The organism is Paenibacillus sp. FSL M8-0142, assembly GCF_038597315.1.
In the GTDB taxonomy this organism is placed as follows: Bacteria; Bacillota; Bacilli; order Paenibacillales; family Paenibacillaceae; genus Paenibacillus_AQ; species Paenibacillus_AQ lactis.
On the sequence record NZ_CP152008.1, the window covers coordinates 6,213,591 to 6,238,971 of the forward strand.

Annotated in this window: 19 protein-coding genes and 1 pseudogene; 10 read left to right on the forward strand and 10 right to left on the reverse strand. The window is 54.0% G+C overall.

What is annotated here, in order from left to right:
• Nucleotides 1-15: 15 nt before the first annotated feature.
• The 3 genes from NSQ46_RS28145 to NSQ46_RS28155 form a co-directional block, all read right to left on the reverse strand.
• On the reverse strand, nt 16-1,341 hold the full coding sequence (locus NSQ46_RS28145) for an extracellular solute-binding protein (protein WP_007130658.1): 1,326 nt from the start codon (nt 1,339-1,341) through the stop codon (nt 16-18).
• 97 nt (nt 1,342-1,438) lie between these two features.
• The gene (locus tag NSQ46_RS28150; RefSeq protein WP_342575560.1) at nt 1,439-3,001 is read right to left on the reverse strand and encodes a response regulator; all 1,563 of its coding nucleotides are present in this window, start codon (nt 2,999-3,001) and stop codon (nt 1,439-1,441) included.
• The gene (locus NSQ46_RS28155) at nt 2,998-4,803 is read right to left on the reverse strand and encodes a sensor histidine kinase (RefSeq protein WP_210094240.1); all 1,806 of its coding nucleotides are present in this window, start codon (nt 4,801-4,803) and stop codon (nt 2,998-3,000) included. The genes NSQ46_RS28150 and NSQ46_RS28155 overlap by 4 nt, the downstream gene beginning before the upstream one ends.
• Before the next feature lie 554 nt (nt 4,804-5,357).
• Here NSQ46_RS28155 and NSQ46_RS28160 point away from each other — a divergent pair.
• The 4 genes from NSQ46_RS28160 (at nt 5,358) to NSQ46_RS28175 (ending at nt 10,934) form a co-directional block, all read left to right on the forward strand.
• Nucleotides 5,358-5,648, forward strand: coding sequence for a hypothetical protein (locus NSQ46_RS28160; protein WP_341341395.1), 291 nt, complete (start codon nt 5,358-5,360; stop codon nt 5,646-5,648).
• 201 nt (nt 5,649-5,849) lie between these two features.
• Nucleotides 5,850-6,020 (forward strand): hypothetical protein, encoded by a 171-nt coding sequence (locus NSQ46_RS28165; protein ID WP_007130661.1) that lies wholly within the window; start codon nt 5,850-5,852, stop codon nt 6,018-6,020.
• Nucleotides 6,021-6,324: 304 nt separating this feature from the next.
• Entirely contained in the window at nt 6,325-7,977 is a 1,653-nt protein-coding gene (locus NSQ46_RS28170; protein ID WP_341341394.1) for an SWIM zinc finger family protein, read from the forward strand.
• Entirely contained in the window at nt 7,974-10,934 is a 2,961-nt protein-coding gene (locus NSQ46_RS28175; RefSeq protein ID WP_341341393.1) for a DEAD/DEAH box helicase, read from the forward strand. The genes NSQ46_RS28170 and NSQ46_RS28175 overlap by 4 nt, the downstream gene beginning before the upstream one ends.
• Before the next feature lie 371 nt (nt 10,935-11,305).
• Here NSQ46_RS28175 and NSQ46_RS28180 read toward each other — a convergent pair whose 3' ends face one another.
• Nucleotides 11,306-11,665 (reverse strand): DUF3221 domain-containing protein, encoded by a 360-nt coding sequence (locus NSQ46_RS28180; RefSeq protein ID WP_007130664.1) that lies wholly within the window; start codon nt 11,663-11,665, stop codon nt 11,306-11,308.
• A gap of 38 nt (nt 11,666-11,703) precedes the next feature.
• Here NSQ46_RS28180 and NSQ46_RS28185 point away from each other — a divergent pair, with 38 nt between their 5' ends.
• Complete coding sequence (locus NSQ46_RS28185; protein ID WP_342575563.1) at nt 11,704-12,795, forward strand: S1 family peptidase; 1,092 nt, start codon at nt 11,704-11,706, stop codon at nt 12,793-12,795.
• A 433-nt stretch (nt 12,796-13,228) separates the two neighbouring features.
• Here the strand turns inward: NSQ46_RS28185 and NSQ46_RS28190 are convergent, their stop codons facing one another.
• Nucleotides 13,229-14,065, reverse strand: a complete 837-nt coding sequence (locus NSQ46_RS28190; RefSeq protein ID WP_007130666.1) for a helix-turn-helix transcriptional regulator — start codon at nt 14,063-14,065, stop codon at nt 13,229-13,231.
• 138 nt (nt 14,066-14,203) lie between these two features.
• On the opposite strand from NSQ46_RS28190, the gene fabF reads away from it, so the two are divergent.
• The 4 genes from fabF (at nt 14,204) to NSQ46_RS28210 (ending at nt 18,370) form a co-directional block, all read left to right on the forward strand.
• Nucleotides 14,204-15,448 (forward strand): beta-ketoacyl-ACP synthase II, encoded by a 1,245-nt coding sequence (gene fabF, locus NSQ46_RS28195; RefSeq protein ID WP_342575565.1) that lies wholly within the window; start codon nt 14,204-14,206, stop codon nt 15,446-15,448.
• A gap of 201 nt (nt 15,449-15,649) precedes the next feature.
• Nucleotides 15,650-16,162: an RNA polymerase sigma factor gene (locus tag NSQ46_RS28200; RefSeq protein ID WP_342575567.1), complete on the forward strand. Its 513-nt coding sequence runs from the start codon at nt 15,650-15,652 to the stop codon at nt 16,160-16,162.
• Nucleotides 16,162-17,046: a DUF3298 domain-containing protein gene (locus tag NSQ46_RS28205; RefSeq protein ID WP_251536122.1), complete on the forward strand. Its 885-nt coding sequence runs from the start codon at nt 16,162-16,164 to the stop codon at nt 17,044-17,046. Before NSQ46_RS28200 ends, NSQ46_RS28205 begins: the two co-directional genes overlap by 1 nt.
• 202 nt (nt 17,047-17,248) lie before the next feature.
• Nucleotides 17,249-18,370 (forward strand): stalk domain-containing protein, encoded by a 1,122-nt coding sequence (locus NSQ46_RS28210; protein WP_342575568.1) that lies wholly within the window; start codon nt 17,249-17,251, stop codon nt 18,368-18,370.
• Between the two features lie 195 nt (nt 18,371-18,565).
• On the opposite strand, the gene NSQ46_RS28215 is transcribed toward NSQ46_RS28210, so the two are convergent.
• Nucleotides 18,566-18,985, reverse strand: a complete 420-nt coding sequence (locus NSQ46_RS28215; protein ID WP_144869610.1) for a hypothetical protein — start codon at nt 18,983-18,985, stop codon at nt 18,566-18,568.
• Between the two features lie 65 nt (nt 18,986-19,050).
• Complete coding sequence (locus tag NSQ46_RS28220) at nt 19,051-19,680, reverse strand: carbohydrate-binding family 9-like protein (protein WP_342575570.1); 630 nt, start codon at nt 19,678-19,680, stop codon at nt 19,051-19,053.
• Nucleotides 19,681-19,878: 198 nt separating this feature from the next.
• Here NSQ46_RS28220 and udk point away from each other — a divergent pair, with 198 nt between their 5' ends.
• Nucleotides 19,879-20,514, forward strand: coding sequence for a uridine kinase (gene udk / locus NSQ46_RS28225; RefSeq protein ID WP_007130673.1), 636 nt, complete (start codon nt 19,879-19,881; stop codon nt 20,512-20,514).
• A gap of 157 nt (nt 20,515-20,671) precedes the next feature.
• Here the strand turns inward: udk and NSQ46_RS28230 are convergent.
• The 3 genes and pseudogenes from NSQ46_RS28230 to kdpB form a co-directional block, all read right to left on the reverse strand.
• Nucleotides 20,672-22,610 (reverse strand): annotated as a pseudogene (locus tag NSQ46_RS28230) (histidine kinase).
• A complete protein-coding gene (gene kdpC, locus NSQ46_RS28235) occupies nt 22,603-23,235 on the reverse strand; it encodes a potassium-transporting ATPase subunit KdpC (protein WP_342577024.1) in 633 nt (210 codons plus the stop codon). Before kdpC ends, NSQ46_RS28230 begins: the two are co-directional and overlap by 8 nt.
• A 96-nt stretch (nt 23,236-23,331) precedes the next feature.
• Complete coding sequence (gene kdpB / locus NSQ46_RS28240) at nt 23,332-25,365, reverse strand: potassium-transporting ATPase subunit KdpB (RefSeq protein WP_342575572.1); 2,034 nt, start codon at nt 25,363-25,365, stop codon at nt 23,332-23,334.
• Between the last annotated feature and the right edge of the window lie 16 nt (nt 25,366-25,381).

A 25,381-nucleotide genomic window follows, 5' to 3' on the forward strand; every position in this document is an offset into this window, starting at 1 on the left:
TTCAGGGCTGACAATTTACGGAGTAGCGGATCTGGCTTGCGCATCCTGCAGCTTCTTAGCCACATCTTCAACGGAGCCGCCCATCATAATTTCTTGCAGACCGTTGTTGATGACTTCAGCTGCTTCTGCAGACAGATAAGCATCGTATACCGGCGTGATTCCCGTCGATTTCACAAGGTTGTACGCCTTGTAGTAAAGGGAAGTTACTTTGGATTGGTCGATCTCGGCATCGTACATAACCATGGAATTGCTCTCGGCAATGGATTTCTGGGCTTCCGGTCCGCTCACGGTGTAGATCAGCTCCAGTGCGAGCTCCTTCGCTTTGCCCTCGGTTCTGCTGCTGAGCGCAAGTCCGCCGCCGGCGCCGCCGGAAATGGTGTTCGCTTCGCCTTTGCCGCCTGGAATCGCCGGCAATGTGGTTACTTCAATGTCCTTCATTTGCTCTTCTGTAGAAGATGCCGCAAGATTCGTCAAGGTCCAAGCACCGCTGATCATCATCGCTGCATTGCCTTGAATGAAGTACTGCTCGGCTTGCGTGTTATCAATGCTGTTCGCGCCTTCTTGGAACGCCTTGTTATCCACGAGCTGCTTGAAATAGCCAAGCGCCTCGATGAATTCCGGATCGGTGAATTTCGCTCCCTGCTGGGCAGCGGCATTCTTGAACCATTCCGTACCCGTTACCCGATCCGCAAGCGAACCGAGAATCGTCGACTGGGCTACCCACGGCGCCTTGTTGCCAAGCGCAATCGGCGTGATTCCGTTGTCGTTGAACGTCTTGATCGCGGTCATCATTTCATCCCACGTCGTTGGCACCTTCACGTTGTGCTTCTCAAAGAGCGCCTTGTTGTAATACAGGATCGATGTCGCCGACATTCCGAGCGGAGCGGAATAAATCTGGCCTTCTTCAAATTCGAAGGGATCGAATGCGCCAGGGAGGAACTTCTCTTTCCATTCCGGATGCGCATCCAGCACTTCCGTAATCGGCTGGAGCAGCTTCGCTTGATGCAGCTCGGACGATTGGCTTCCGGCATAGACGAAGAATACGTCCGGCATTTCGTTGGCGGCAGCCACCGTGCTCAGGCGCTGGCGATAGCCGTCCGGCGGGATCGCCTGTGCGTCCAGCGTAACCTCCGGATGATCCTGTGCGAACTGATCGATATAGCTGCGAACGGCCTTCGCCCGCAGGTCGTCACCGGCAAAGTTGTGCCAGATCGTCAGCTTTACCTTCTCCGAGCCGTTCGTGCTCTCGCCGGCCTTCTCACTGCTCTTTCCGCCGCCGCAAGCGGCCAGGAGCAGAGACATCGCCAGCAGGACTAGACCTATTTTTCTTCCTGGTCTCATAGTTAAATCCCCCTTTTATAATCGTTCGGATGGGTTAATCTCTTGATGTTCGTCTTTAGTATAAAAGAGGATATAGCGCTTACATAGGGGATATACTTCAGTCCATAGAGGGACAAAATTCAGGATTTGCCCGATATTCCGACGGGGTCTGTCCGGTCCATTTCTTAAACAGCCGGTTAAAGTACTTGATGTCCTCATAGCCGATTTCATTGGCAATTTCGCTGATTTTGGCCGGTGTCTCCCGAAGCAGCACCATGGCCTTCCGCAGCTTCGCCTGGGTGACGAATTCAATATAATTTTGACCGGTTTCCTTCTTGAACATCTCGCTGAAATAGTTCGGATTCATGTGCACATGGCGGGCAACCTGCTGGAGCGACAGGCTTTGGCCCAAATGCTCGTGAATATAGGCGATCGCCCGTTGAACCGGTGTAGTCGCCGATACCATTTCACCGTACTGCTTCATGATCAGCCCGAGATAACGGGTCAGCACGCTCTCCGGCGAAATCTTCAACTCCCCGAAATGGATTGGCTCCTCCGAAGCCAGCGGGCTGGAATACCCGATCGAATCCGCCGCGCGTTCAAGCCAGCGCTGCGCATAGATGAGCAGGGAATGCAGATATGCCTGCACCGATCCCGGGGTTGCGTCCGGATCGCTTGAAATCCGCTCGAGCAAACGCCCGATCCAGGCATACAGAGCCGGCTCCTGGCCGGAACGAAGCAGCGAAGCGAGCTCCGCTTCCTCGTCCTGCGTGCATACGGTCCGGATCCCTTTACGGCCGGAGATGTCCTCAAAGCGGATGCTCCGCTCATGCCCCAGCAGCCATGCATAGGAGGCGGCCTCCTCCGCCGAAGCCAAGGCAATATGCAGCTCCGAGGCATCATGAACGGGCCGGCCGCTTGCGGCTAAGACCCGGCAGCCGTGCCGGGTCTCCCACGCTCGGACGGCGGCGTTCACCCGGTCCGGGAAGCCTGGCTCGGTTCTAGCAAGCACAAGCAGCGCGCCGTTCCATTCAATCCACGCGCAGGGCAGCTCTTCGGCGAGGACGGAGCCTAGGGATGCGTTGCATTCGGTTGGCCGGGATGCTTCGTCCCCTTGCTCCATCGCCTGAATGGACAGCAGCCAAATTTGAAGCGACTTGCCCGCTTCGATGCGAAGCTGGGGATATCGGTTCCACAACTCAGCTATGCTCGCTTCATCGGGCGAAGAGCCCGTTGCAAGCACCCTTCGCAGAAAGCTGCGGTTAACGGCGGCTTCCTGCTCCATGCCCTTGGCGTGATGCTGCCTGCGCGCTTCAATCCGTGCCCTCGCCTGATTGGCAGCCTCGATGATTTCGGTCGGCCTGCTCGTCTTGAGCAAATAATCGCTGACCCCCTCCCGCATCGCCTGCTGGGCATAAACGAACTCGTCATAGCCGGAGATGATAATGATCTCGATCTCGGGAAAATGCTGCCGTACCTCATGAGCCAGATCGAGCCCGCTTGCGCCCGTCATCCGAATGTCGGTAAATATAATATCCGGCATCTCGAGCGGAAGCCGCTGAAGGGCTTCCTCAGCCGAAGCCGCGGGGGGAAGCACCGTATAGCCATGCTCCGCCCATTGAATCACCGTGCTCAGGCCATTGCGAATGATCACTTCATCATCAACGATCAATACCTTCAAGGTTTGTCATCCCCTTTGTTATTTCCTTCATGGCCGGTGTCATCCATCGTATCCGGTATCGTAAACAGGACCCGGGTTCCGGCACCTTCGGTGCTTTCGATCTCCAAGCCGGCATCCCGCCCGTAATGGAGAAGAAGCCGTTTATGCACATTGCGCAGCCCGTAGCTCCCGCGCTCGGCTTTCTCCCGTTCTTGCTGCTGCGGATGCTCCGTCAATTGCTCCTGCAGCCATCTGAGGCGATCCGGGGACATCCCGATTCCGTCATCCTCCACGGTGAAGCGAATACCGCCCGGTACGCGCTCCCCGTAAATCGTAATCATCCCTAGGCCGTCCCGGCTCAAAATACCATGCAGCATGGAGTTTTCCACGAGGGGCTGCAGCAGCAGCTTCAGCATCGTCTGGTTATACAAGCTCTCCTCCACGCGGACGTCAAACTCGAACTTGTCCGGGTACCTGATCTTCTGAATATTCACATAATGGCGGACATGCATGATCTCTTGCTGAATCGTGCAGTATTCCTGGCCGTTGTTCAGGCTGAACCGCAAAAAGTCGCTGAGCGAGCCCACCATCTCGGCAATCTTTACATCCTGGTTCATCAGGGCCAGCCAGTGGATGGAGGATAGCGTATTGTAAAGGAAATGCGGATTGATCTGTACCTGCAGCGCGTGCATGTCCGCTTCCTTCTTCAGCGACTCGCTCAGCTTTACCTCATCGGTCAGCTTCACAATCCGCGAGCTCAGACGGTTATAACTGATGATCAGCTGGCCGACCTCGTCAACCGTTTTGACCGGGAGGGCCGGCAGCGGCTCCTCGGGACTGGAGTTTTTCAGGAACTTCGCGAGCACGGACAGCGGGTTCGTAATTTTCTGGATCAGAAACAAGACGAGCACGATCACGAACACGACGGCCACGGTGACCGCCACCGCCGTTAGCTTCAAGAAGTATTGGTTCTGCGAGCGGTATTCCTGCGACGGGATGATGCCGACGAGCTTCCAGTTCACGCTGGACATTTTTTTATATAGGATGGTCTTCTTGTCTTCATCCTTGCCGTAATCCATGCTGCCGCTGACGCCTTCAAATTCGCCGATGGAAGGGTAGTAATCCGAAAGCGTCAGATTGGTCTCCATATCCGGCGGGCCGACGATGATCCGGTTCTGCTCGTCCAGAAGCAGCACGAAGCCGCTCTTCTCCAGCACCGCCTGCCGGAATTGGTTCGCGATGACCGCTTGATCGAGGTTGATCTGCAAATTGCCGATCGGCTTGTACTTGTCCGTGCTGCGGATCGGCCTCGCCAGGGTGATCACCTTCCTGACTCCTTCAAAAGTCCACTGCCGGTGGACGAAAGACCACCATTTCGGATGCTGCGCGTAATAATCCGGAATCTCCTCCGTAATGTCCTTGAACTCGGATCGCACCAGCGATTTATGGGAGATCGGATCCTTATTGCCGAGCGGCTCCACGATAATGTTGGCGATGTAGTCTTTGGAAAACGCCAGATTGGTCAAAAAGTTGATGACGGTCGTCTGCTGAACGTAATTGCTCTCGGACGACTTCAGATAGGACTGCACTCCGTTATGGCCGATCAAAAACAGCGACATGTTCTCAACATCCTTCACCATCGTATCGAGATACGCTTCAAGCTGGCGCAAGGTGTTCATGCCCGTAATTTTGGCCTTCTCCTCCGTCAGGCTTTCCGCCATGTTAAAAGAGAAAAAGCCGAGAAACAGCAAAGGAACCATCGTCGTAATAATGATAAGCAGCGATAATTTATGCTTTAATGATTTCCCAAGCCATTGCTGCAATGCGTTCACCTCATTTATACCCTAGGGAATGGGTCCGTAAGGCTAGTTAGCTTTGTATGCGGTTACTACAAAATTGGACAACGGTCGACATCCACCAAGTTTATTACCTATCTTAGAGGATACTTAAGACTCAAGTAAATGGTATTAAAGGCTTAGGGAGGAAAATATACGTTCCCTTCATCCCGCTCACCAGAAATCCAGGAAGCAGCTTATGGGAAGCGCCTTTTGCAGCCTTACATATTACCTTCTGCAGCTTGTCTTTAAACCGGAAGATTTCTTGGCCCAAGGGGCCTTGAAGCCATTAGTAAGCTTAGAAAACTCCAATTAAAAAAGCCTCTGCAAATGGTCAGCGGCAGCAGGCCGGGTGAGCTTTGCATGCCTGCGATACCAATGCTTTGAGCTGCATTCTATAATCTATCACAAGCCGTTTAGATTTGCAGAAATATGCAATACAGCTTTAAAGAGCACAGTATGTCCCGATATGAACCAAACTTTATGGGATAACTTGTGTTTTTATAATTAGATACTTAAAAAATCTTATTAGGAGGAGAAGCATGCAGGAAAAAAGCAAATTAACTATTATGATTGGAATCTTAATTTGTCTTATAATTATTGCTCTTAAGCCAGTCCCCCAAAATAATGCTCCTGATTTTCCATCATACGTCAGCGAGTCAGTTGTACAACTAGCTGAGAACAGAATAGCTATAGTTGAAACAGAAACTAATTCTGGACTGAGTGGAGAAGTAATTGTTTTGGAGTTCAATGAGGACAGGAAGACCTTTGATCCTATTGGAAGATATAACTATCTTGACTTTTTTAAAAACCCTGAAAAATACAATTTCTAAAACTCGATTTTTATTTTTAGCTTTATTTTGCTAAACGAAGACGGATAAAAATGTCCAAGGCAAAAAGGGCGCAAGATATAGCAAAGGATACATCCTCTTCTCCTAATTGATGTAAGATGTCCATTTTCTTTGCCTGAAATGGATTTCGTATGCTTTCGCTCTAAATCGGGGTGTTGATTCTGTGGGAGGAGGTGATGCACTGTGAGCATGGGTTTTTCCGCATTTGCATTCTTGCCGCTTATCGCATTAATCGTTCAGGGGCTATTCGCACTGCTTGGCCTTTATGCGCTGTTTCTTCTGATCAAGCTATTGATCCGGCTCATCACGGCGGTCGAGCTGTACATTGATGATAAGAAGAACCGTCGTCTATAAAAGGATGCCTGACGTCAAATAACATGCAGGTTTCTTTTGGAAGACTTGCCTAAAACCTAGGGGGCTCCCTACCGCTGCTTGTCACGCACATCTGCTGCTTGCTGAGGGTATGGAGCTCCCTTTGGCGCGTACGTCTCTCTTCTCCCCTTGGCTTCTAGCCCCCTTCTCTCTTTAGCCCCCTGTTTCATGCATGCTAGGGAATTTTTCCGCTGTTTCGGCCTCTTGGCCTTGTTTCGCCAATTCTGTGAATATGATAGATTAAATGGATACATGGATATAAATTCTCTTAGGAGACTATGCGAACATGAATTCATACTTGACCTTAGACGATATGCAGTGGCAGGAACTCATTCAGCGAACGACCCAGACCTTCAGCGACCTCACGATCAAGAGGGGCTTTCAATATTTCAAGCAAGGCCGCGTCCGCTCAAGCGAGCTGTCCGACCCTTCCTCCGGGGTGATCGATGCCCTCGTACAAGGCTCGGTTGCGGAACCCTATCAGGTCCGGCTTCGCGTCAATTCCCTGAGCGACAGCGAATGCTCATGCCCTGTTGAAGGGGCATGCAAGCATATGGCGGCCGTTCTGCTGGATTACGCCCAGCAGCAAGGGCGGTCCATTCACGCCCTCGTGAATGCACATTCGATGTCCTGGGCCAGCTCCCCCATTACTCCCAACTCTCTACGGCCCAGGACTGCAGCAGGGCAGGCTGCTCCGAGCCCCCCGAAATGGAGAGATAAAGCGGAGCAGCTGCCGACGCTGCCTATTACGGCATGGCATGAGCTGTTCGATATTTGCACGGCTTCGCTCGGAACGAACACCCAAAATTCGTTTTACGCCAAAAACGCCTTGGCCGCCCTTCATCATATCAAGCCGTCTCTGCCTGCCGATCTGGAACCGCTATACGGGCTGCATGCCCATCTCTTTGTACTGGAGAAGCTGGTAAAGCAGCCGGCGAGCGCCTGGAATTCCTCCGGCTCCTATATCGGCTACCATACCCAAGTGGCAGCTGACCACGTCCAAGACCAAATCGGGAGAATCTTAAAAGACGGACTTGAAGACATTGAACCGGGAGAGGCGTTTCGGGAACGCCTGGACGAAACCAAGGCGTATATCCGCAGGAGCATGCTGGTCGAGCCGAGGAACCGGAAGTTTTTTGCCAAGGTCTATATGCAGCTGTGGATCTACTGGATCAGCCCGGTTTACGGGGAGAATCAGCAGACATATGCGGATGAGCTTAAGGAGCTGCAAGCGGCCGAAGGCGATTTCGGCGCATCGCTCTCCCGTGCGGCATGGTTGACGTCACAGAGCCTGATGCACTTCTATATGAGGCAAGACGAGGCGGCCTGGGAGCTGCTCCGGGAAGCGGACAAGCTCAGCACCCTTTCGGCCGAATTCGTGTTGGGCTTCTTCCATATGCTGTATTCGGCTTCCGAGTGGGAACGACTCGCCCGCTGGCTTCCGGAGATCGGCCCGCTGCTTGGCAGCCATCGAAACGAACATCTCAGCCGTTACCAGGACTACTGGGATGCGGTGATCGAGCATGTTCCGGAGGCGGCCGAGCGCATGTGGAATTGCCTTGCCTCCCTGCTTCCATACTCCAAGCACATTTACCAAAATGCGCTCATGACCCACGGCCGCTGGCGGGAGTGGATCGATTATCAGCTGAGCACGGGCAGAGAACCGCTGGAGCTGAGGGTAAGCGAACTTGCGCCTGTTGAGAAGCATGCGCCGGAGCTTCTGCTGCCGTTTTACCACCAGGCGGTCGAACGCTACATTCTCCATAAGAACCGGGACGGCTACAAAGCTGCCGTCAAGCTGCTGAAGCGGTTGGCCAAGCTGTATAAGAAGCTCAAGCAGCAGGAACGCTGGGATTTGTTTATCACGTCCCTGTCCGTCCGCAACAGCAGGCTGCGCGCATTTCAAGAAGAGCTGCGGAGAGGAAAGCTGATATCATGAGCAAATACACGGAAACCATCACGATTCATATGGCTATAAGCGAATTCGGGGACGCGGTGATTTACGGCTCGACCCTGATGCAGGGCTATGCACCCGGAACGTATTTAAAGCATCGCTTATTTGCTTGGCATGAGGACTCCTTCTACGGCACGGAGCTCACGGTCCAATCCGTCTCCGATATCGAGGTCGTCATACTGCCGGCTGAACAGGCCATTCCGTTCTTCGCGGACCTGCAGCTGCTGGAACATATCGAATGGCTGTGGGACGAAGCCTGTATTCCCTTTATCGAATTGGCCCCTGCCCTCGCTGCATGCGCGAGGGACCGCCGCTTCGCCCCCGATTTCGGCGCCTACAAGGCCGGAAAGCTGCAGTGGGTGTGGGATGAGCAGGCTTTAACCCATGAGGGGCAGGAGAAGCTCGCCCTGCTGTGCGCGGACGAAACATGGAATGAGGGACTGCGCGCTTCCTTCTCGGCCTATGTTCACCGCCTATATTATGGAACGGAAGAAGCGGCAGCCGATCTGCGCAGAGAATATCCTTTGCTCTTCACGCCGCAACGGGCGGCGGCTGCCGCCATGGACGCGGCGGCTTGGCTCATCTCCATCGGATGGCGTCCAGATACCGCTCCCTTCCGTCCGCTGCTGCAGCTGCTGGAGCCCGATGAAGAAGAGACGAGTTGGCGTCTTGCGCTTGTGCTGCAGGACAAGCAGGACGCGGCGGCTCTTACCGACGTACGGCTGGCGGAAGACGGAACGGCGCAGGGTGCTTGGCCGGACACATGGGCTGCCCATATCGCCGAGCGCTCTCCCGGCTGGCTCCGAAGCTTGAGAGCGGCCCTGCCGGACCGCTTCTTTGACGGCCATGGTGAACATGTGCTCGGCAAGCCCCTCTCCGATGAGGCCGCCTGGCAGTTTCTGACGGCCGACAGCGCTCGGCTGCTGGAGGCCGGCTGGCAGGTGCTGCTTCCCGCCTGGTGGGAAGCGGCGCGCCGGAAGAAGCCGAAGCTGCGGGCCAAGGTGCGCGCTGGGGAAGGCGAAGCCGCCGGAGGAAGCAGCGGCGGCTCCTTGTTCGGCTTGGATTCGCTGGTCAACTTCGACTGGCGTATCGCGATCGGCGAATCCACGCTGACTGAGGCCGAATTCGCCGACCTTGTCGCCCGGAACGAACGGCTTGTCCGCTTCCGAGGGGAGTGGATTCCGCTCGATCCGGCTCTCGTCGCGCAGATCCGTCAGATGATGGCGGGCATGAACCGCGAAGAGGGGCTGTCCTTCCAAGACATTCTTCAGCTGCATTTACTGGGCAGCAGCGACGAAGCGGAGACGTCCGAAGCCGCCGGGGAATCTCCATCAGACGCAGATCGGGTGAAGCTGGAGGTAGAGCTTAACGAGCATTTCGTGAAGCTGATCGGGCGGCTCGGCCGGCAGGAAGAATGGCCGGAGCTTCCCGTGCCGCCAGACCTTAAGGCCGAGCTTCGAACCTATCAGCGGGACGGCTTTGCATGGCTTGCTTACCTGCGGCATTACGGCCTCGGAGCCTGCCTTGCCGACGACATGGGCCTTGGTAAAACCGTGCAGTTCATCGCATACCTCCTGCATGTGAAGGACACGGTGCGGCAGCGCGGCGAAGAGCCGCTTCCATCGCTGCTGATCTGCCCGACCTCGGTTCTGGGCAATTGGCAGAAGGAGCTGGAGCGCTTTGCACCGACGCTGCGGGTCATGCTTCATTACGGAGGCAAGCGAAGCGGCGGCGAAGCATTTTATCGGATGGCCTATGATGCCGACATCGTGCTGACCTCCTATGCGACCGCCACGCTCGACCAGGAGCTGTTAAGGGACGTCAAGTGGGAGTCCATCGGCATCGACGAGGCCCAGAACATCAAAAACGCAGATACCAAGCAATCCGCCGCTGTCCGCAGCTTTCCCGCAAGGCACCGCGTCGCCTTGACCGGTACGCCGATCGAGAACCGCCTCTCGGAGCTGTGGTCGATCTACGATTTCATCAATCCGGGATATCTCGGCAGTCTCCGCGGATTTACCGTGCGGTTCATTCAACCGATCGAGAAGGACAAGAACGAGCAGCGCACGGCGGAGCTGCAGAAGCTGATCAAGCCGTTCATGCTCCGGCGCAAGAAGAAGGATCCGGCCATTCAGCTCGACCTGCCGGAGAAGAACGAGATGAAGACCTATATTCATCTGACCGCCGAGCAGGGCGCCCTGTACGATCAGACGGTAAGCGGACTGCTGGAGCGGATGCAAAAGCTCGAAGGCATCGAGCGCAAAGGCGCGATCTTGGCCGCCTTGACGCAGTTCAAGCAGCTCTGCGACCATCCTGCCCTGCTGACGAAGGAGCCGCTTCCCGAATTGCCGGGAACGGGCGGGCTTCTCGACACCGAAGCGATCGTGAGCAGATCTGCGAAGCTGGAGCGGCTGCTGTCCATGGTGAAGGAGCTGCGGGAAGAAGACGAGCGCTGCCTGATCTTCACCCAATATATCGGCATGGGCGATATGATGCGCCAGGTGCTGGAGCAAGAGCTTGGCGAGCCGGTGCTCTACCTGAACGGAAGCACGACCAAGCGGGCCCGAGACAGCATGATCGAGCGGTTCCAATCCCGGTCGCTGCCCCCAAATGAACAGCCGAATGTGATGATCCTGTCAATTAAGGCGGGCGGCGTCGGTCTCAACCTGACCGCCGCCAACCACGTGTTCCATTTCGACCGCTGGTGGAACCCGGCCGTTGAGAATCAGGCAACGGACCGGGCCTACCGGATGGGCCAGACCAAGGATGTCCAGGTGTACAAGTTCATCTCTATGGGAACGCTCGAGGAACGGATCGATGAGATGCTGGAGAGCAAGCAGATGCTCAGCGATCAGGTCATCTCAAGCAGCGAAGGCTGGATTACCGAGCTCTCCACCGATGAATTGAAGGAGCTGTTCACGCTGCGGCGGGACTGGGTGTAGGCGAGCAGGAAGCCCTGTATCTAGGTATAGGAAAAGTGAATGGATAGCCGAGGCATCGCACCACGGAATCTGTACCGTTGGTTCCGTCGGAGCCAAACAAGCGAAAACCCACCGCATAGGTTGGAGGCCTTCGGTGGGTTTCCCTGCTAGATATCAAGTTTAACTGCGACGCCGTGGTGTTCACACAGCCTTTGGTTCTTGGAAACTGGACTACCAAACTTGTCTCTTTAACAAGAAAAGCATAAGGGTACAGGCGATCAGAAGATCGGATATATCATTGTAAGCAGCAGTGGGGTCAGGCAACGTCTGAACCGGCTGCTGCTCTTTGATTTGGGAAACATTGTTGCGAATTTTCTCTGCGGAGTAGTATCTTAATTGATTTTTTCAATGCTCTTAACGAATCTAATGGGTGGAAATGATTCTAGTTGGTCAAATCCAGAAGTGATTTTTACTTTTTGTCCTACTTCAATTGATTCGTAAGTCTCTTTTTCAACCAAATAGTACGAAGCTTCAGGTTGGTCTTGTGCTAATTTTACAAAATACTCAAGATTACCTTTTTTCAAATCTTCCTCACTAATATTTTGAAGAACAAAAAGTTTGTACAGGTCATTTTGATCTGTTTTATATACTACAGTACCTTCGTAAACTGGATACTCTTCTTTCTCATCCTTGTTTGAACAGCCAGCTAGTATAAAGATACTAATTAAAATAAACAGAATTATTTTTTTCATAATAAACCTCCTCACAGATGTGAAATAGAATTAGTGCCTTGTCTAAAACTATACCCCATTTTCAAATGAAAAAAGTACTTTATGCAGTTCTATCCGCTTTTAGTTTTGCTTTTTTTATGTTCTTTTATAACCAGCAAGTCTTTGCAGAAGTTGACTTAAAAGAATTAGAAAAAGAAGTATCACAAGAACAAATATCGTCAGAGATGGACGACATCATTGTAATGCAAAATGAAGTAGCTAGTATATTAGGTAGTTATGAAGAAATCCAGAATTATGGAACCGTTTATATTGATCGAGCTAATGGTTTTAAAATTGTTATCGGTTTTAAAAATGAGGACCTTATTACAAACAGAATTAAGAATGTACTGTCTGAGAAACTTGGTGAAAAGGTTGAATTTGCCGTTACAGACATTACTTATAATGAATTAAGCAAAATTAAGGACGATATCTTCGATAACCGCGAAAGTTTGGAGTCTAGTGGTATTCACATTACTTCTGTTGGTGTAGATGAAGAAAACAACAAAGTCAATGTAATTGCTAATAAGGTAGATAATCTATCAATTGCCTCTCAATTATTCGAGGAAAAATACGGTGGGACAGATGATATTATAAATTTTGTTTTTGACCCTGAAGCAAAAAACTACATGGAATTTTCCAGAAGGGATAATCATAGTATTTTAGGTGGTGGAATCGGGTTACAGCTTCCCGATGGCGGTACTTGTTCAACAGCATTCACTGCTACGCAAGGGAATACTAAATTTTTGGCTACAGCTGGGCACTGTCTTAATGGTGATGGATCGATAATAAGACAGTGGAGTAATAATGTAGGTACTGACCATGTGAGTTACTTTCAGTCCCGCGGTTTCGACATAGGATTAATCAATGTAACTAATTCAGGTAGAAAGATATCGAATTATATATTTGCTAATGCTGTAACTTACTATGATGCGAAATATACCAACTCAGGTTCTTTCTTAATGAATCAATACGTGTGTAAGGCAGGAATTACGACTAATTATACTTGTGGACAGGTACAGGAAACGAGTACAAGTTATAAAGATGACGTAACAGGAGTTACAGTTAAGGACGTTGTAAAAATATATGCGACTGGTAATACTACAGAATTCTAGACCCGGTGACAGCGGCGCAACTACTTGGGCTGGAGAAGTATTATTAGGGGTTCATAGTGGTGGTGGAGATACTAGTACACTCTCTTGGGGATATGCTGCAAAAACAAGTAAGGTAGCAGAACATTTTGGATCAGACTTTACAATTTATAAGTCATCTAACCCACTTTAAAAGTAATTTAACGCTAATGAAAAACGAGGTGCGATAAATATATGCACCTCGTTATTATGCAAAAAAGTCTTGATAAGTTGGCCGCCTTCGGTGGGTTCTCCTGCTAGATATCAAGTTTAACTGCGACGCCGTGGTGTTCGCACAGCCTTTGTTCCTTAGAGCCTTCACCGTTCGCAGCGGTGAGGGTTCATTTTTATTATAGTTTCATTATTACCCTGATTATGCGTTTCAAGCTATATACGCACTGTGTATACGACATGATCGCTACTCCTCCATCAGCTGCCGCAGCTTCGCTTCCGTATTCGTGTCCGGTGCAGGCGTGTAGATGCTGCAGCGCAGGTCGGCATTCCCGTACACCTTCAGCGAGGTGAGCTCGTACACCATTTTTCCGGCCTTCGCATGCCTGAATTCCAGATGCACCTCCGGCGCGTAGCTGACCTGGCTCTCCTCCCACATCCGGGTAAAATCCGGATTCTTCCGTTTCATTTCTTCCAGAAATCGGTCATACCATTCATCTCCGACATATTGTCCGTAGTAGGACCGGAACATCGCCAGATAACCGCTGGCGAACTGCTCCCAGTTCACGGCCAGCCGCCGGAATTCGCGGCGTGTGAACAGCAGGCGGATCATATTCCGTTCCTCCGGCGGAATCCGGTCGAAATCCAGGAATACGAAGGCTGCGGCCCGGTTCCACCCGACGATGTTGCACATCCGGTCGGAGATCACGACAGGGCACAGCTTGAGCTCTGTCATGATCTTCTGCAGCGAAGGACTGATCTGAACGGCTTCCTGCTGAACGGGGTACACTTCCCCGCCCCCCTCAAATGCCAAGGAGTACAAATACCGCCGCTCATCCGCATTCAGCTGCAGCGCATTCGCAACGCAATCCAGCACGGACGAGGACACCTGAATGTCCCGTCCCTGCTCCAGCCATGTATACCAGGTGGTGCTGACGCCGGCCAGCTGCGCCACTTCTTCCCGGCGCAATCCCGGCGTTCTTCTGCGCGTGCCTGGCGGCAAGCCGACGGATTCCGGCGATATTTTGGCCCGCTGGCCTTTCAGGAACGCCGACAGCGCCTGCAGCCTGATTTGAGAGTTCATACCAGTCCCCCCTCGCTATCCAGCTCAGGATAGCAGTAATTATACTAGGATAAACGCTATCTTGTAATAGGATATAACTAATGACATTATAGCCTTAAGCAAGACAAGATATAAAGTCTTAGAGGAGGCTGGAATCTTATGGAAAGAGTCGTAATTACGGGCATGGGCGTCATTTCGCCGCTCGGCAATGACACCGAAACCTTCTGGTCGAGATTGTCACGGGGAGAGTCCGGCATATCGCCTATCGATACATTTGATACCTTAAAGCATAAAGTGAAAATAGCAGGCACCGTCAAAGGATTTGATCCAAACGAACGATTCGGCGCGAAGGAAGCCCGCCGTATGGACCGCTTCTGCCAGTTCGCCTTGGCAGCGGCCGATCAGGCCGTGTCCAGCTCCGGGCTGGACCTGACCCAGGTCAACCGGGAGCGCATGGGCGTCTATGTCGGCTCCGGCATCGGCGGCATCCAGACGCTCATGAATCAAAGCGAAACATTGGCCACGCGGGGGCCGGAGCGAATAAGTCCTACGCTCGTGCCGATGATGATCCCCAACATGGCTGCCGCCATGATCAGCATTCGGTATGGGACGTTAGGGCCGACGCTCGCTCCGGTGACCGCCTGCTCGATCGGGAACACCGCCATCGGCGAGGCCTTTTATCACATCCAGGCTGGCCGCTCGGATGTCGTCATTGCAGGTGGTACGGAAGCGGCTCTGACCGGCATTTCCGTAGCCAGCTTCGCGAACGCAACCGCCCTCTCTACCCGGGAAGGCGATCCCGCCCGCGCCAGCCGTCCGTTCGACGCGGATCGCGACGGCTTCGTCATGGCGGAGGGCGCCGGCATCCTGATCCTGGAGTCGCTTACGCATGCCAAACGCAGAGGCGCTCCGATCCTTGGCGAAGTGATCGGCTACGGCGCCAGCTCGGACGCCTATCATATGGTCGCGACTCCTGCGGATGGCGAAGGAGCTGCCCGGGCGATGAGAGCTGCGCTTGCCGAAGCACGGCTGTCGCCGGCCGATATCGATGTTATCAGCGCCCATGCTACGAGCACCGTCATTGGCGACCGTTCGGAAACGGCGGCCATCAAGCAGGTATTCGGGGAGCATGCGTACCGGATTCCGGTGACGGCCAACAAATCGATGACCGGCCATATGCTTGGCGCCTCGGGCGGCATCGAGGCGATCGCGCTCGTCAAATCACTGCAAGAGGGCGTCATTCCGCCCACCATCAATCTGGAAACGCCAGACCCCGAGTGCGATCTCGATTATGTACCGAACCATGCTAGAGGCTCCGATGGTCTGCGGATCGGCATCTCCAATTCGTTCGGCTTCGGCGGGCATAATTCCGCGATTATTATCCAAAAATATGAAGGTGAATAGAAGTTAGCGTCAGGACCCCGGTGAAGCTGGGGTCTTTTGCTTGTTGCGCGGCTTTCTCTGCCTGCTAAATCGTGGACGGTCGCAGCAGACCAAAAATTTTTTTAAGCTAATCAAACTTTTCAAACCACTCGCACGTCTTGCTTCCGTAAGGCAATTGCAATTGATGGTTACCCGCGCGGGCCCAAAGGAGTGTCTGATTACATGAGAGGCGGCCGGAAGCTGGAGAAGCTTCTAATCCAATGCATCACCGAAAACCAGGAAAGGGCATATCGACTGGCTTACAGCTATGTCCGCAACAAAGAGGATGCCCTCGACATCGTACAGGACGCCATCCACAAAGCGTTCATGTCCATGGAAAACCTAAAGCATACGGGTTCATTAAAAAGCTGGTTTTTCCGGATCGTTGTGACAACATCCCTGGATTTCATACGAAAACAGAAAAAAGTCCAAATCATGGACGATGAAAAACTGGAGGTCGTGCTGCCAAGCAGCCAAGACCATTATCCGAATCTGGACCTGGCAAGATCACTGGATGAACTGCCGGACAAATACCGGATCGTGATTATCCTCCGATTTTTTGAAGATATGAAGATCGAAGAAATTGCCGAAGTGCTCCATGAGAATCTCAGTACCGTGAAAACAAGGCTCTATCAAGGACTGCAGAAGCTTCGGGTGAACATGAGCGAGGAAGACCAAGAGGAGGAGCTACGATAATGCATGACAAGCTGAATAGGATGAAGCAGGAGTATGAGTCCATTCCTATTCCCGATGAATTAAACGAGATGGTGAACAGAACGATCGCCTCCCGGCGAAAAAAAATAAAGGCCATGCCCTGGCTCGCCAGCGCCGCGGCTGCATGCATCCTGCTGTTTGCCGGCGTAAACGCCAGCCCGGCCTTCGCCCAGGCGCTGTCTGAAGTGCCGGTGCTCGGGAAGATCGTCAAGGTGATCACCATCCGGGAATATGCCGAGCAGAACGAAAACACCGATGTGCATCTTAAAACGCCCGGCATTGCCGGCACCGGCGATCCTGAGCTGGAGCAGTCCCTAAATACCAAGTATTTGGAGGAAAACAGGAAGCTGTACGAGGACTTCAAGGATGAAGTGGCTCAGCTGGAAAAAGGCGGGGGCGGACATCTCGGGCTGGAAAGCGGCTATGAAGTCGTCACCGATACGGATCGGCTGCTGACCCTCTCCCGTTATGTCGTCGAATCGGCCGGATCATCCGCCGAATCCCGCAAATACGATACGATCGATAAAATCAATCACATCGTCATCACGCTGCCGAGCCTCTTCAGCGACGACCGCTATATCCAAGCGATCAGCGACAATATTAAAGAGCAAATGCGTCAGCAGATGAAGGACGACCCTAACAAGGTCTACTGGGTTCAGCAGCCGGGCACCGAACCCGATATGCCGGAAGAGGAGATGTTCCGAAGCATCGCGAAGGATCAGAACTTCTACATTAATCAGGACGGCAAGCTGGTCATCAGCTTCGATGAATATGACGTAGCGCCGGGCTACATGGGCGTTGTGGAATTCACGATTCCGACGGAGGCGATCCAGGACTTGCTCGTCAGCAACGAGTATATCAAATAACTAATAAGAAGCCGTTTTGTACCGCGCAATAGCTCCACAGTGTACGGTGTTGCGTCACATGTCGGGAAATCAACCACATGAATGGCGCCGCGTAAGGGAGCAGGAAATCGCCTCGGGCGAGCCCGGCTGGGCATGATTCCAATGTAACAACTAACAACTACTGTACGACTATATCCTTTTTTAACACCAGGAGTTAATTACGATGAAAACGATGCAGCATACAACAAAATGGACCAAAACCTTGGCCACCGCCGGCTTGGCAGGCATTCTGATGGTTTCCGCTTCCGGGCTTCCTTCCGCTCATGTCCATGCACAGGCCCAGGCCGCTTCCGGCAACGGACGGATCACGGCTCCCGCGCTTGCCGCGCCGCTGGTTACCAGCAAGACGCTCCAATCCACCGAGAAATGGCTCGAGGCCGATATCACCATTCCCGTATTCCAAGGGCTCGCCGACACCAAATATCAGGATCAGCTGAACGATATCATTGACTCCCATGCCTTCAAGGATCTCGCAAAATGGGAACAGGAGGCCGCGGCATCCGCAGCTCTGGCCCAAAAGAACGGCTACGCCATGCATCCCTACCAGCTGCTGATTCAATATGAGCTGACATCAGACGGCTCGGACAACGGTCTGGTCTCCCTGAAAATCACGACGGAGGGGGCCGGCATGAACAATCCGGATACCCGTATCGATACGTACAACTTCACGAATGAGGCCGAAGCGAAGCGCGTAACGCTTGCGGACCTGTTCGGCAATAAGTACCCATCCATTCTGGATGCGCATATTAAATCCGCGATCGCTGCAGACCAAGAGCGCTATTTTGAAGGGGAGGACGGCTTTCAGGGTGTAGATCCCGAGCAGAGCTTTTACGTGAAGGACGGCAAAGCGTACATCGTGTTCCAAGAATACAGCATCGCCCCGGGATCAACCGGCACGCCCGAATTTGCCGTGAAGCTTCCGGACCGTAAGGAGGAAGTGCACGGAGCTGTCCAATCGATCATTCCTTCCGGCAAGCATTACATCGGCAAAGACGGCAAGATCATGGTGCCGTTGGCAAGCGCCCTGCGCCAGCTGCAGTTCGACGTTGCATGGAACGGCAAGCGCAAAGCCGCCGACATTTCCAAAGGAGCCCTCCGGAGCTCCATCAGCTTGAACAAGGACAGCTACTTTCTTGGAAAAAAAGCTCCCCGCAAGCTCGGTGCAGCACCGGAGATGAGAAACGGACACGTATACGTGCCGCTTGAGTTCCTGTCCGACATTCTGAACTTGAAGGTCATCCAAGACAAGCACGGTCAGATCACGATCTCCCTCGCAGGAAAATAAAAAAACGCGCTTCAGTCCTTCTACACGCCCTCATATTACAGTACATTAAGAGACCGCCCGCATTCATTTGCGCGAGCGGTCTCTTTTTCACGGCCAAAACGCCTATTCTCTCGTCGAAGCGACGATGTTTAAGGCACCTTCCGAACCGTCATCATTATAAACATACAGATGGTATTCGCCCCATGACTGCTTCCCCTACGCCCTTTTCAAATACTCCCGATAACCCCACAGGGCTTCATCCAGCTGGCCTTCGCCTTCCAGCAGCACCATGACCGCATAAGAGATCATGTCAATCCATTCCTCGATTGTTTCCTCTTGGTCGGCCGTCAAGAGCCCATTCCTCCGCAGCATCCCCTCCGGATACACCGCCCAGGCCGTTGCCAGTTGGCAGATGCTCCAGAAGCAAGCGATGATCTCCCGATCCAGCGCCGGTTGGCCAAGGTCATCAGCCAGCACCTCGATGATCTGCATCAACTCGTGAAAGTTCTCCTCCACCAGCTCGCCGTTGAACGGGCGCAGCATGCCGAGAAACCCGCGCTGCATCTTCGGATGCTCGAGGTCTTCATGCACGAAAGCGTGACATTTCAGAAGGAATACGGCATGCTCTCGATCCATTTTGTTTCACCCCATGTTGTTTATGTATAAAGGAGAGCCTTTTATCCGCTGAACCATTTAAGCCTCTATTCCTCAAATACGAGCTTGCCGAACCGGGACGGAATATGGTAATTCACCTCTCCCGTCGGGCTCCACGCCTGAAATTCCTGCAAGCCCTGGGGATCCTCGTCTATACGGTAAAAGTTGACGTTCCAGCTCCCGCCCGCACGAGGCGGATTCCCGAAATTGACGGCCGGGATCGCGATGTCGTATATTCTTTGCCCTTCATCATCCTGCGTTACGGTAGTTTCAAGTCCGGCCAAATCCCACGCCACATCACTGGCGGTAATCGACTTCATGCCGTCGTTTTGGATCCGGGCGTCAAAAACAACATTATGCGGGCTGACCTCAAGCTCGATATATTCGCGCCCCGCTCCCGTCTCATCAATGAACAGCTCGACCACATCCTGCTCGTACAGCGGATCATCCCTGTGCCGATATCGGGATACAACATGTGAGTCTTGGCAGATAAACCGGACATGAAACCATTCCGGGCTCCAACAGGCCTGGACGCTTGTCTGTTCCTTCACAGGCTTTCCCGTCACGGTATCGGTCAGCTCCACCGCTTCACAGCGCTCCCAATCGATTGCGGCGCCGTCCTCTCCTGCCCCCCTGTAAACCGCGCGCTTGCAAGGATAAATCGGTACTGATGCCATCCTTCATCTCTCCTGTCCATATGAGCATTTAGCTTTATGATAATCGATCCAGATTCTGTTAACCATTCCTTGGTTAGAATAATGATGAGAAAAATTCGAAAATCCCAGCTTTTACTCTGCGTCCTCATAGTGAAAAAAGGCGCATGCTGTGCTACAATAATGAAATTGTAAACTTCTAGGGAGGGTTATGGATTCGCCATGCTCATTATAGGTATCGCCGGCGGCACGGGGTCGGGCAAAACAACGGTTGCCCGCTCAGTCATCGACCGACTCGGCTCAGATAAAGTGACGTTCATTTCTCAAGACAATTATTACAAGGATCACCCGGAGCTCAGCTTCGAGGAGCGCGAAGCGATCAATTACGATCATCCGTTTGCCTTCGATAACGACCTGCTCATCGAGCATCTGGGCATCCTCAAGCAGGGCTTGCCGGCACAGGCGCCCGTGTATGACTTTACCAAGCATGCCCGCTTCAAGGATCAGACCGTAGAGCTTAAGCCCAACAACATTGTCATCATCGAGGGACTGCATGTGCTGTCCGATGAGAACCTTCGCAAGCTGCTGCACATTAAAGTATTCGTGGACACCGATCCCGATGTGCGTCTCCTCCGCCGGGTCGTCCGGGATATCGAGGACCGCGGCCGGACGATTCAGTCCATCCATAATCAATACCTGTCGACCGTAAAACCGATGCACGAAGCGTTTATCGAGCCTTCGAAAAAATACGCCGACCTGATTATTCCGGAAGGCGGACAGAATGAAGTCGGCATCCAGCTGCTATCCACCCTGACGGAAAAATATTTGACCGGCGACCGCTCGCTGTCCGGCGAGTAAACGCCCCCTTAAACGCATAACTTACCGTAGCTTTGCATAACAACAACGCCCGCATTTCCTATACAGGAAGGCGGGCGTTGTTATAACGGGAACACTATCAGCGGGTCATTGAGCTTATAGCGAATCGCCGGGTATCTATCGCCTAAACAACCGCCCTTTACCGGCCACCGTCGGAAATGACCAGCACATCCATATGCCTGGCCCGTCTCAGCAATTGCTTCGCGAACCGCATTTGGGAAGAGCCGGGGAACCCATTGCCCGGCGGCTGAGCAATAATAAGCTGGGTTGACTTCACTTCATCAGCCGCCGCGATTAGAATCGCAGGTAAGTCGTATACTTGCTTCCCTTGCAGCTCCAGTGGACGAAAAATCCCCCCAAGCCGCTCCGTCATCGCCTGTATTGGATCCCTTGCCGGCATGGACGGCTTGCAGTCTTCAGTTCTATCCGGCAGCGGCGTTACATACCAGGCCGCCTTCAGCCGGTAGGCGATTCGAAAGCCGCGGCGAATGATTCGCTCCGACTCGGGGCCGCTGCCGACAAGAACATAGATCACTTCCTCCCGTCGCCACGGTCCCCGCAGCGAGGCGCTTCGCTCAAGGGATTCCAGCCGCTCATCCACGTCGTCGGCGATTTCCCTTAGCGCTAGTTCCCGCAGCGCAATCAGGTTTCCGGTCTTGAAGAAGGAGCCGAGCGCTTGCTGAATGTTCTCGGGCGCATAGATTTTGCCCTCCCGCATCCTCTGCTGCAGGGTCTCGGGGGTGACGTCGATCAGTTGAACCTCGTCAGCCAGCTGCAGAATGCGGTCAGGCACGGTTTCCCTGACGCGGACGCCGGTAACCTGCAGGACCGCATCGTTCAGGCTCTCCAGATGCTGCACATTCACGGTCGTAATGACGGAGATTCCGGCAGACAAGATATCAAGCACATCCTCATACCGCTTTTTGTTCCGGCTGCCGGGCACATTCGTATGGGCCAGCTCGTCGACCAGCACGACATCGGGCTTTCGCCGCAGGATCTCGTCGGTATCCATCTCTTCCAATCGCGTCCCGCGGTATTGCTTCGTCTTTCGCGGCATTACTTCCAGCTCGCCAACTTGAGATTGGGTTTCGGCGCGGCCGTGGGTCTCGAGGAGACCGACGATCACGTCCAGACCTTTTCGGCGCAGGTCGCCGCCTTCCCGCAGCATCGCATACGTTTTCCCGACGCCGGGGGCCGCGCCGATATACATCTTGCTCCTTCCCGAGCGTCGATCCGGGCTTCACGAACGTGACGACGAGCAGCTCGCCGTTCAGTCGCTTGGCAATCTGCTGGCCGCGACGCATATAGATGGAGCCGTTCCAATGATACTGCGCGGCGACCAGGATCCGCTCGGCGGCGCCGGAAGGGCCGGTCAGCCCACGCTCCTTCCGATGCCGCTCCAGCGAACTGTTAACGCCCTCCGCTACCAGCCGAAGGGTAAGCTCTCTAAGCACGGCCAGATTGCCCCGCTCCCAAGCATCGCCGCCGGCAAGCAGACCGCTTTGCACCCGCTCCAGCATCGTCTCGGGCGTAACGTCGATCAGTACCACTTCGTCCGCGGACTCCAGCGTATCCGCAGGCAGCGAATAACCGGCCGTGACGCCCGTCAATCTGCTCGCGATATCGCCTACGTCCTTCAGCTCGTAAGCATTGATCGTCGTAATGACGCTGATGCCGTGGCTAAGAAGAAAACGGATATCCTCTAGCCGGGTCTCGAACCTGGCTCCCTTGCGGTTCCGGTGCGCCAGACCGTCTACCAGCAGCACCTCCGGATTCCGCCGCAGCAGCCGCTCCAGATCCAGGTCCTTACGCTCATTCCCGCTTTCGAACCAATGGATGCTGGGCACCCGCTCCAAATCCCGGGCCTGTTCCACCGTATCAGGCCTTTGCATCGTTGATACGGCCGAGATGACAACATCGATCCCCTGCCGTTTCAGGCTCTGGCCTTCGCGGAGCATGTGATAGGTTTTGCCGGACCCGCTTACGGCTCCGATATAAACCTTGAGACGTCCTTGCCTCAGCTTTAAGATCGATCGCAGGATTTCCTCCGGCGATTTTCTTCGGTACGGCTCAGTCATGTTCCAAAAGCTCTTGCAGCGCCAGATTCAGCTTGAGCACATTGACACGGGGCTCGCCAAACACGCCGAAATCCCGCCCTTCCGTATGCTCCTTCACCAGTCGGTTCAACTCCGCTTCGGCAATCCCCGTCCGCTCGCTGACGCGCGGAATTTGAACTTCAGCCGATTTCGGCGTGATATGAGGGTCTAGTCCCGAGCCCGAGTTCGTGACGAGATCGATCGGAAGCTCTTGGACGGGAACGCCCGGGTTGTTCTTCTTCCACGCCTCGATCTCAGCCTTGGTCCGCTCCAGCATTTCCGGGTTTGACGGGGCATAGTTGTTGCTGCCGGATCCCGCCCCGTCATATTCAATGCTGGATAACCTGCCGTGGAAATATTTCGGATCCGTGAAGCTCTGACCGATCAATTCCGAACCCACCACATTGCCGCTTCGATCCTCGATCAAGCTGCCATTGGCCTGCTTCGGCATCAGCAGCTGCGCGGCGCCTGTCGTTACGAGCGGGTACAGCAAGCCGCACAGGACAATAAAGACAAAGCTCGTTCTCACCGCAATCCCGACCGGAACGCGGATCGCCTCGGCTCGAGCGGAAACACGTCCAGAGGCTTTTTGCACAGGATGATTCATCATGGTTCTTCGATCCCTTCTGATTAGGTTCATCACGATATTGTGACCGGCGGGCAAACTCTTGCATCCCTTGCTAGGACCGCCAAGGCGCTCGCCTTAAATCCATAGATGGACAATCATATCTATCAGCTTGATGCCGACGAACGGGACGATAACCCCGCCAAATCCGTAGACCAGCACATTGCGCTGCAGCAGCTTGGATGAGCTCATCGGCTTGTAGGACACGCCCTTCATCGCAAGCGGAATCAGCACTGGTATGATGATCGCATTGAAAATCAGCGCCGATAAAATCGCCGACATCGGGGAGCCGAGCCCCATAACATTAAGTGCTCCCATGCTTGGAATAGCCGCTGTGAACATGGCCGGAATAATTGCGAAATATTTGGCCACGTCATTGGCCACGCTGAACGTGGTCAAGGCACCGCGCGTCATCAGCACCTGCTTGCCAATGGCAACCACCTCGATGATTTTCGACGGATCGGAATCGAGATCCACCATGTTGGCCGCTTCTTTCGCGGCAACCGTGCCGCTGTTCATGGCGAGGCCGACGTCGGCCTGCGCCAGCGCCGGAGCGTCGTTCGTCCCGTCGCCGGTCATGGCAACCAGCTTGCCCTCCGCCTGCTCCCGGCGGATGACCGCAATCTTATCCTCCGGTTTGCTCTCCGCTATGAAATCATCGACGCCCGCCTCGCGGGCGATCGTCGCTGCGGTCAACGGATTGTCGCCGGTACACATAATCGTCTTGATGCCCATCCGGCGCAGCTGCCCGAACCGCTCCTTCATGCCCGGCTTCACCGTATCCTTCAGATAGATCAAGCCGTAGAGCCGGTCGTCGACGGCGACAGCCAGCGGCGTGCCGCCCTCGGTGGCGATAGCATCACTGCTTGGGATCAGATCTGCGGGGATTTCTCCTCCCTGTGCCTGCACCCAGGCTTTCACCGCGTCCACCGCTCCCTTACGAACCTTCCGGCCATCCTTCAGGTCCATGCCGCTCATCCGCGTCTCGGCCTTGAATTCAATGCACTCGGCGCCGGACGCCACCCCTTCATCGAAGGCATGCCCTTCCTTCTTCATCAGCTCCAGCACGGAACGGCCCTCGGGCGTCTCATCCAGCAGAGAGCTAACGGCCGCCCACCGGGCAACGGAAGCGAGCGATTCGCCGCCCACCGGAATGAACCGGCTGGCCATCCGGTTCCCGAATGTGATCGTTCCTGTCTTATCCAGAATCATCGTATTGATATCCCCGGCTGCTTCTACCGCCTTCCCCGACATCGCCAGCACATTGAACCGGGTGACCCGGTCCATCCCCGCAATGCCGATCGCTGACAGCAGACCGCCGATCGTCGTCGGAATGAGGCAGACAAGCAGCGAGATGAGCACGGGAACCGACAGCTCAATGCCTAGATACTTCGCAATCGGCGCCAGTGTCACCACCACGATCAGGAAGATGAGCGTCAGTACGGTCAGAAGCGTGTTAAGCGCAATTTCGTTTGGCGTCTTCTGGCGGGAGGCTCCTTCAACAAGCGAGATCATTCGGTCGAGAAATGCCTCTCCCGGATCGCTCGTAATCCGAATTTTGATCGTATCGCTGATCACGCGGGTGCCCCCGGTAACCGAGCTGAAGTCGCCGCCGGCCTCTTTGATCACCGGCGCAGATTCGCCGGTGATGGCCGATTCGTCGACGGATGCCAATCCCGCGATGACCTCGCCGTCGCCGGGTATCATTTCGCCTTGGGAGACGATGACGATATCCCCTTTGCGCAGCTCGGTCGACGGAACCGCCGTGACGCTGCCTCCTTCCGTTACTTTATTGGCCGTCATCTCCTTCTTGGACTGCTTCAGGGAATCGGCCTGCGCTTTTCCGCGCCCTTCCGCCATCGCCTCCGCGAAATTCGCGAACAGCAGCGTAAAGAGCAGGATCAGGAACACGGTCAGATTGAAGCCGATGCTGCTCTCCGTCCCAAAATAGGACGGAAACAGCGTCATCAGCAGCACCACGATCGTTCCGGCCTCCACCACGAACATGACCGGATTTTTCAGCATCAAGACAGGATTCAGCTTCACAACGCTGTCCTTCAGCGCCTGAACGACCATCGCTTTGGTCATTAAACGTTGTTTGGGGTTATTCATTGTCCTAAGTCACCTC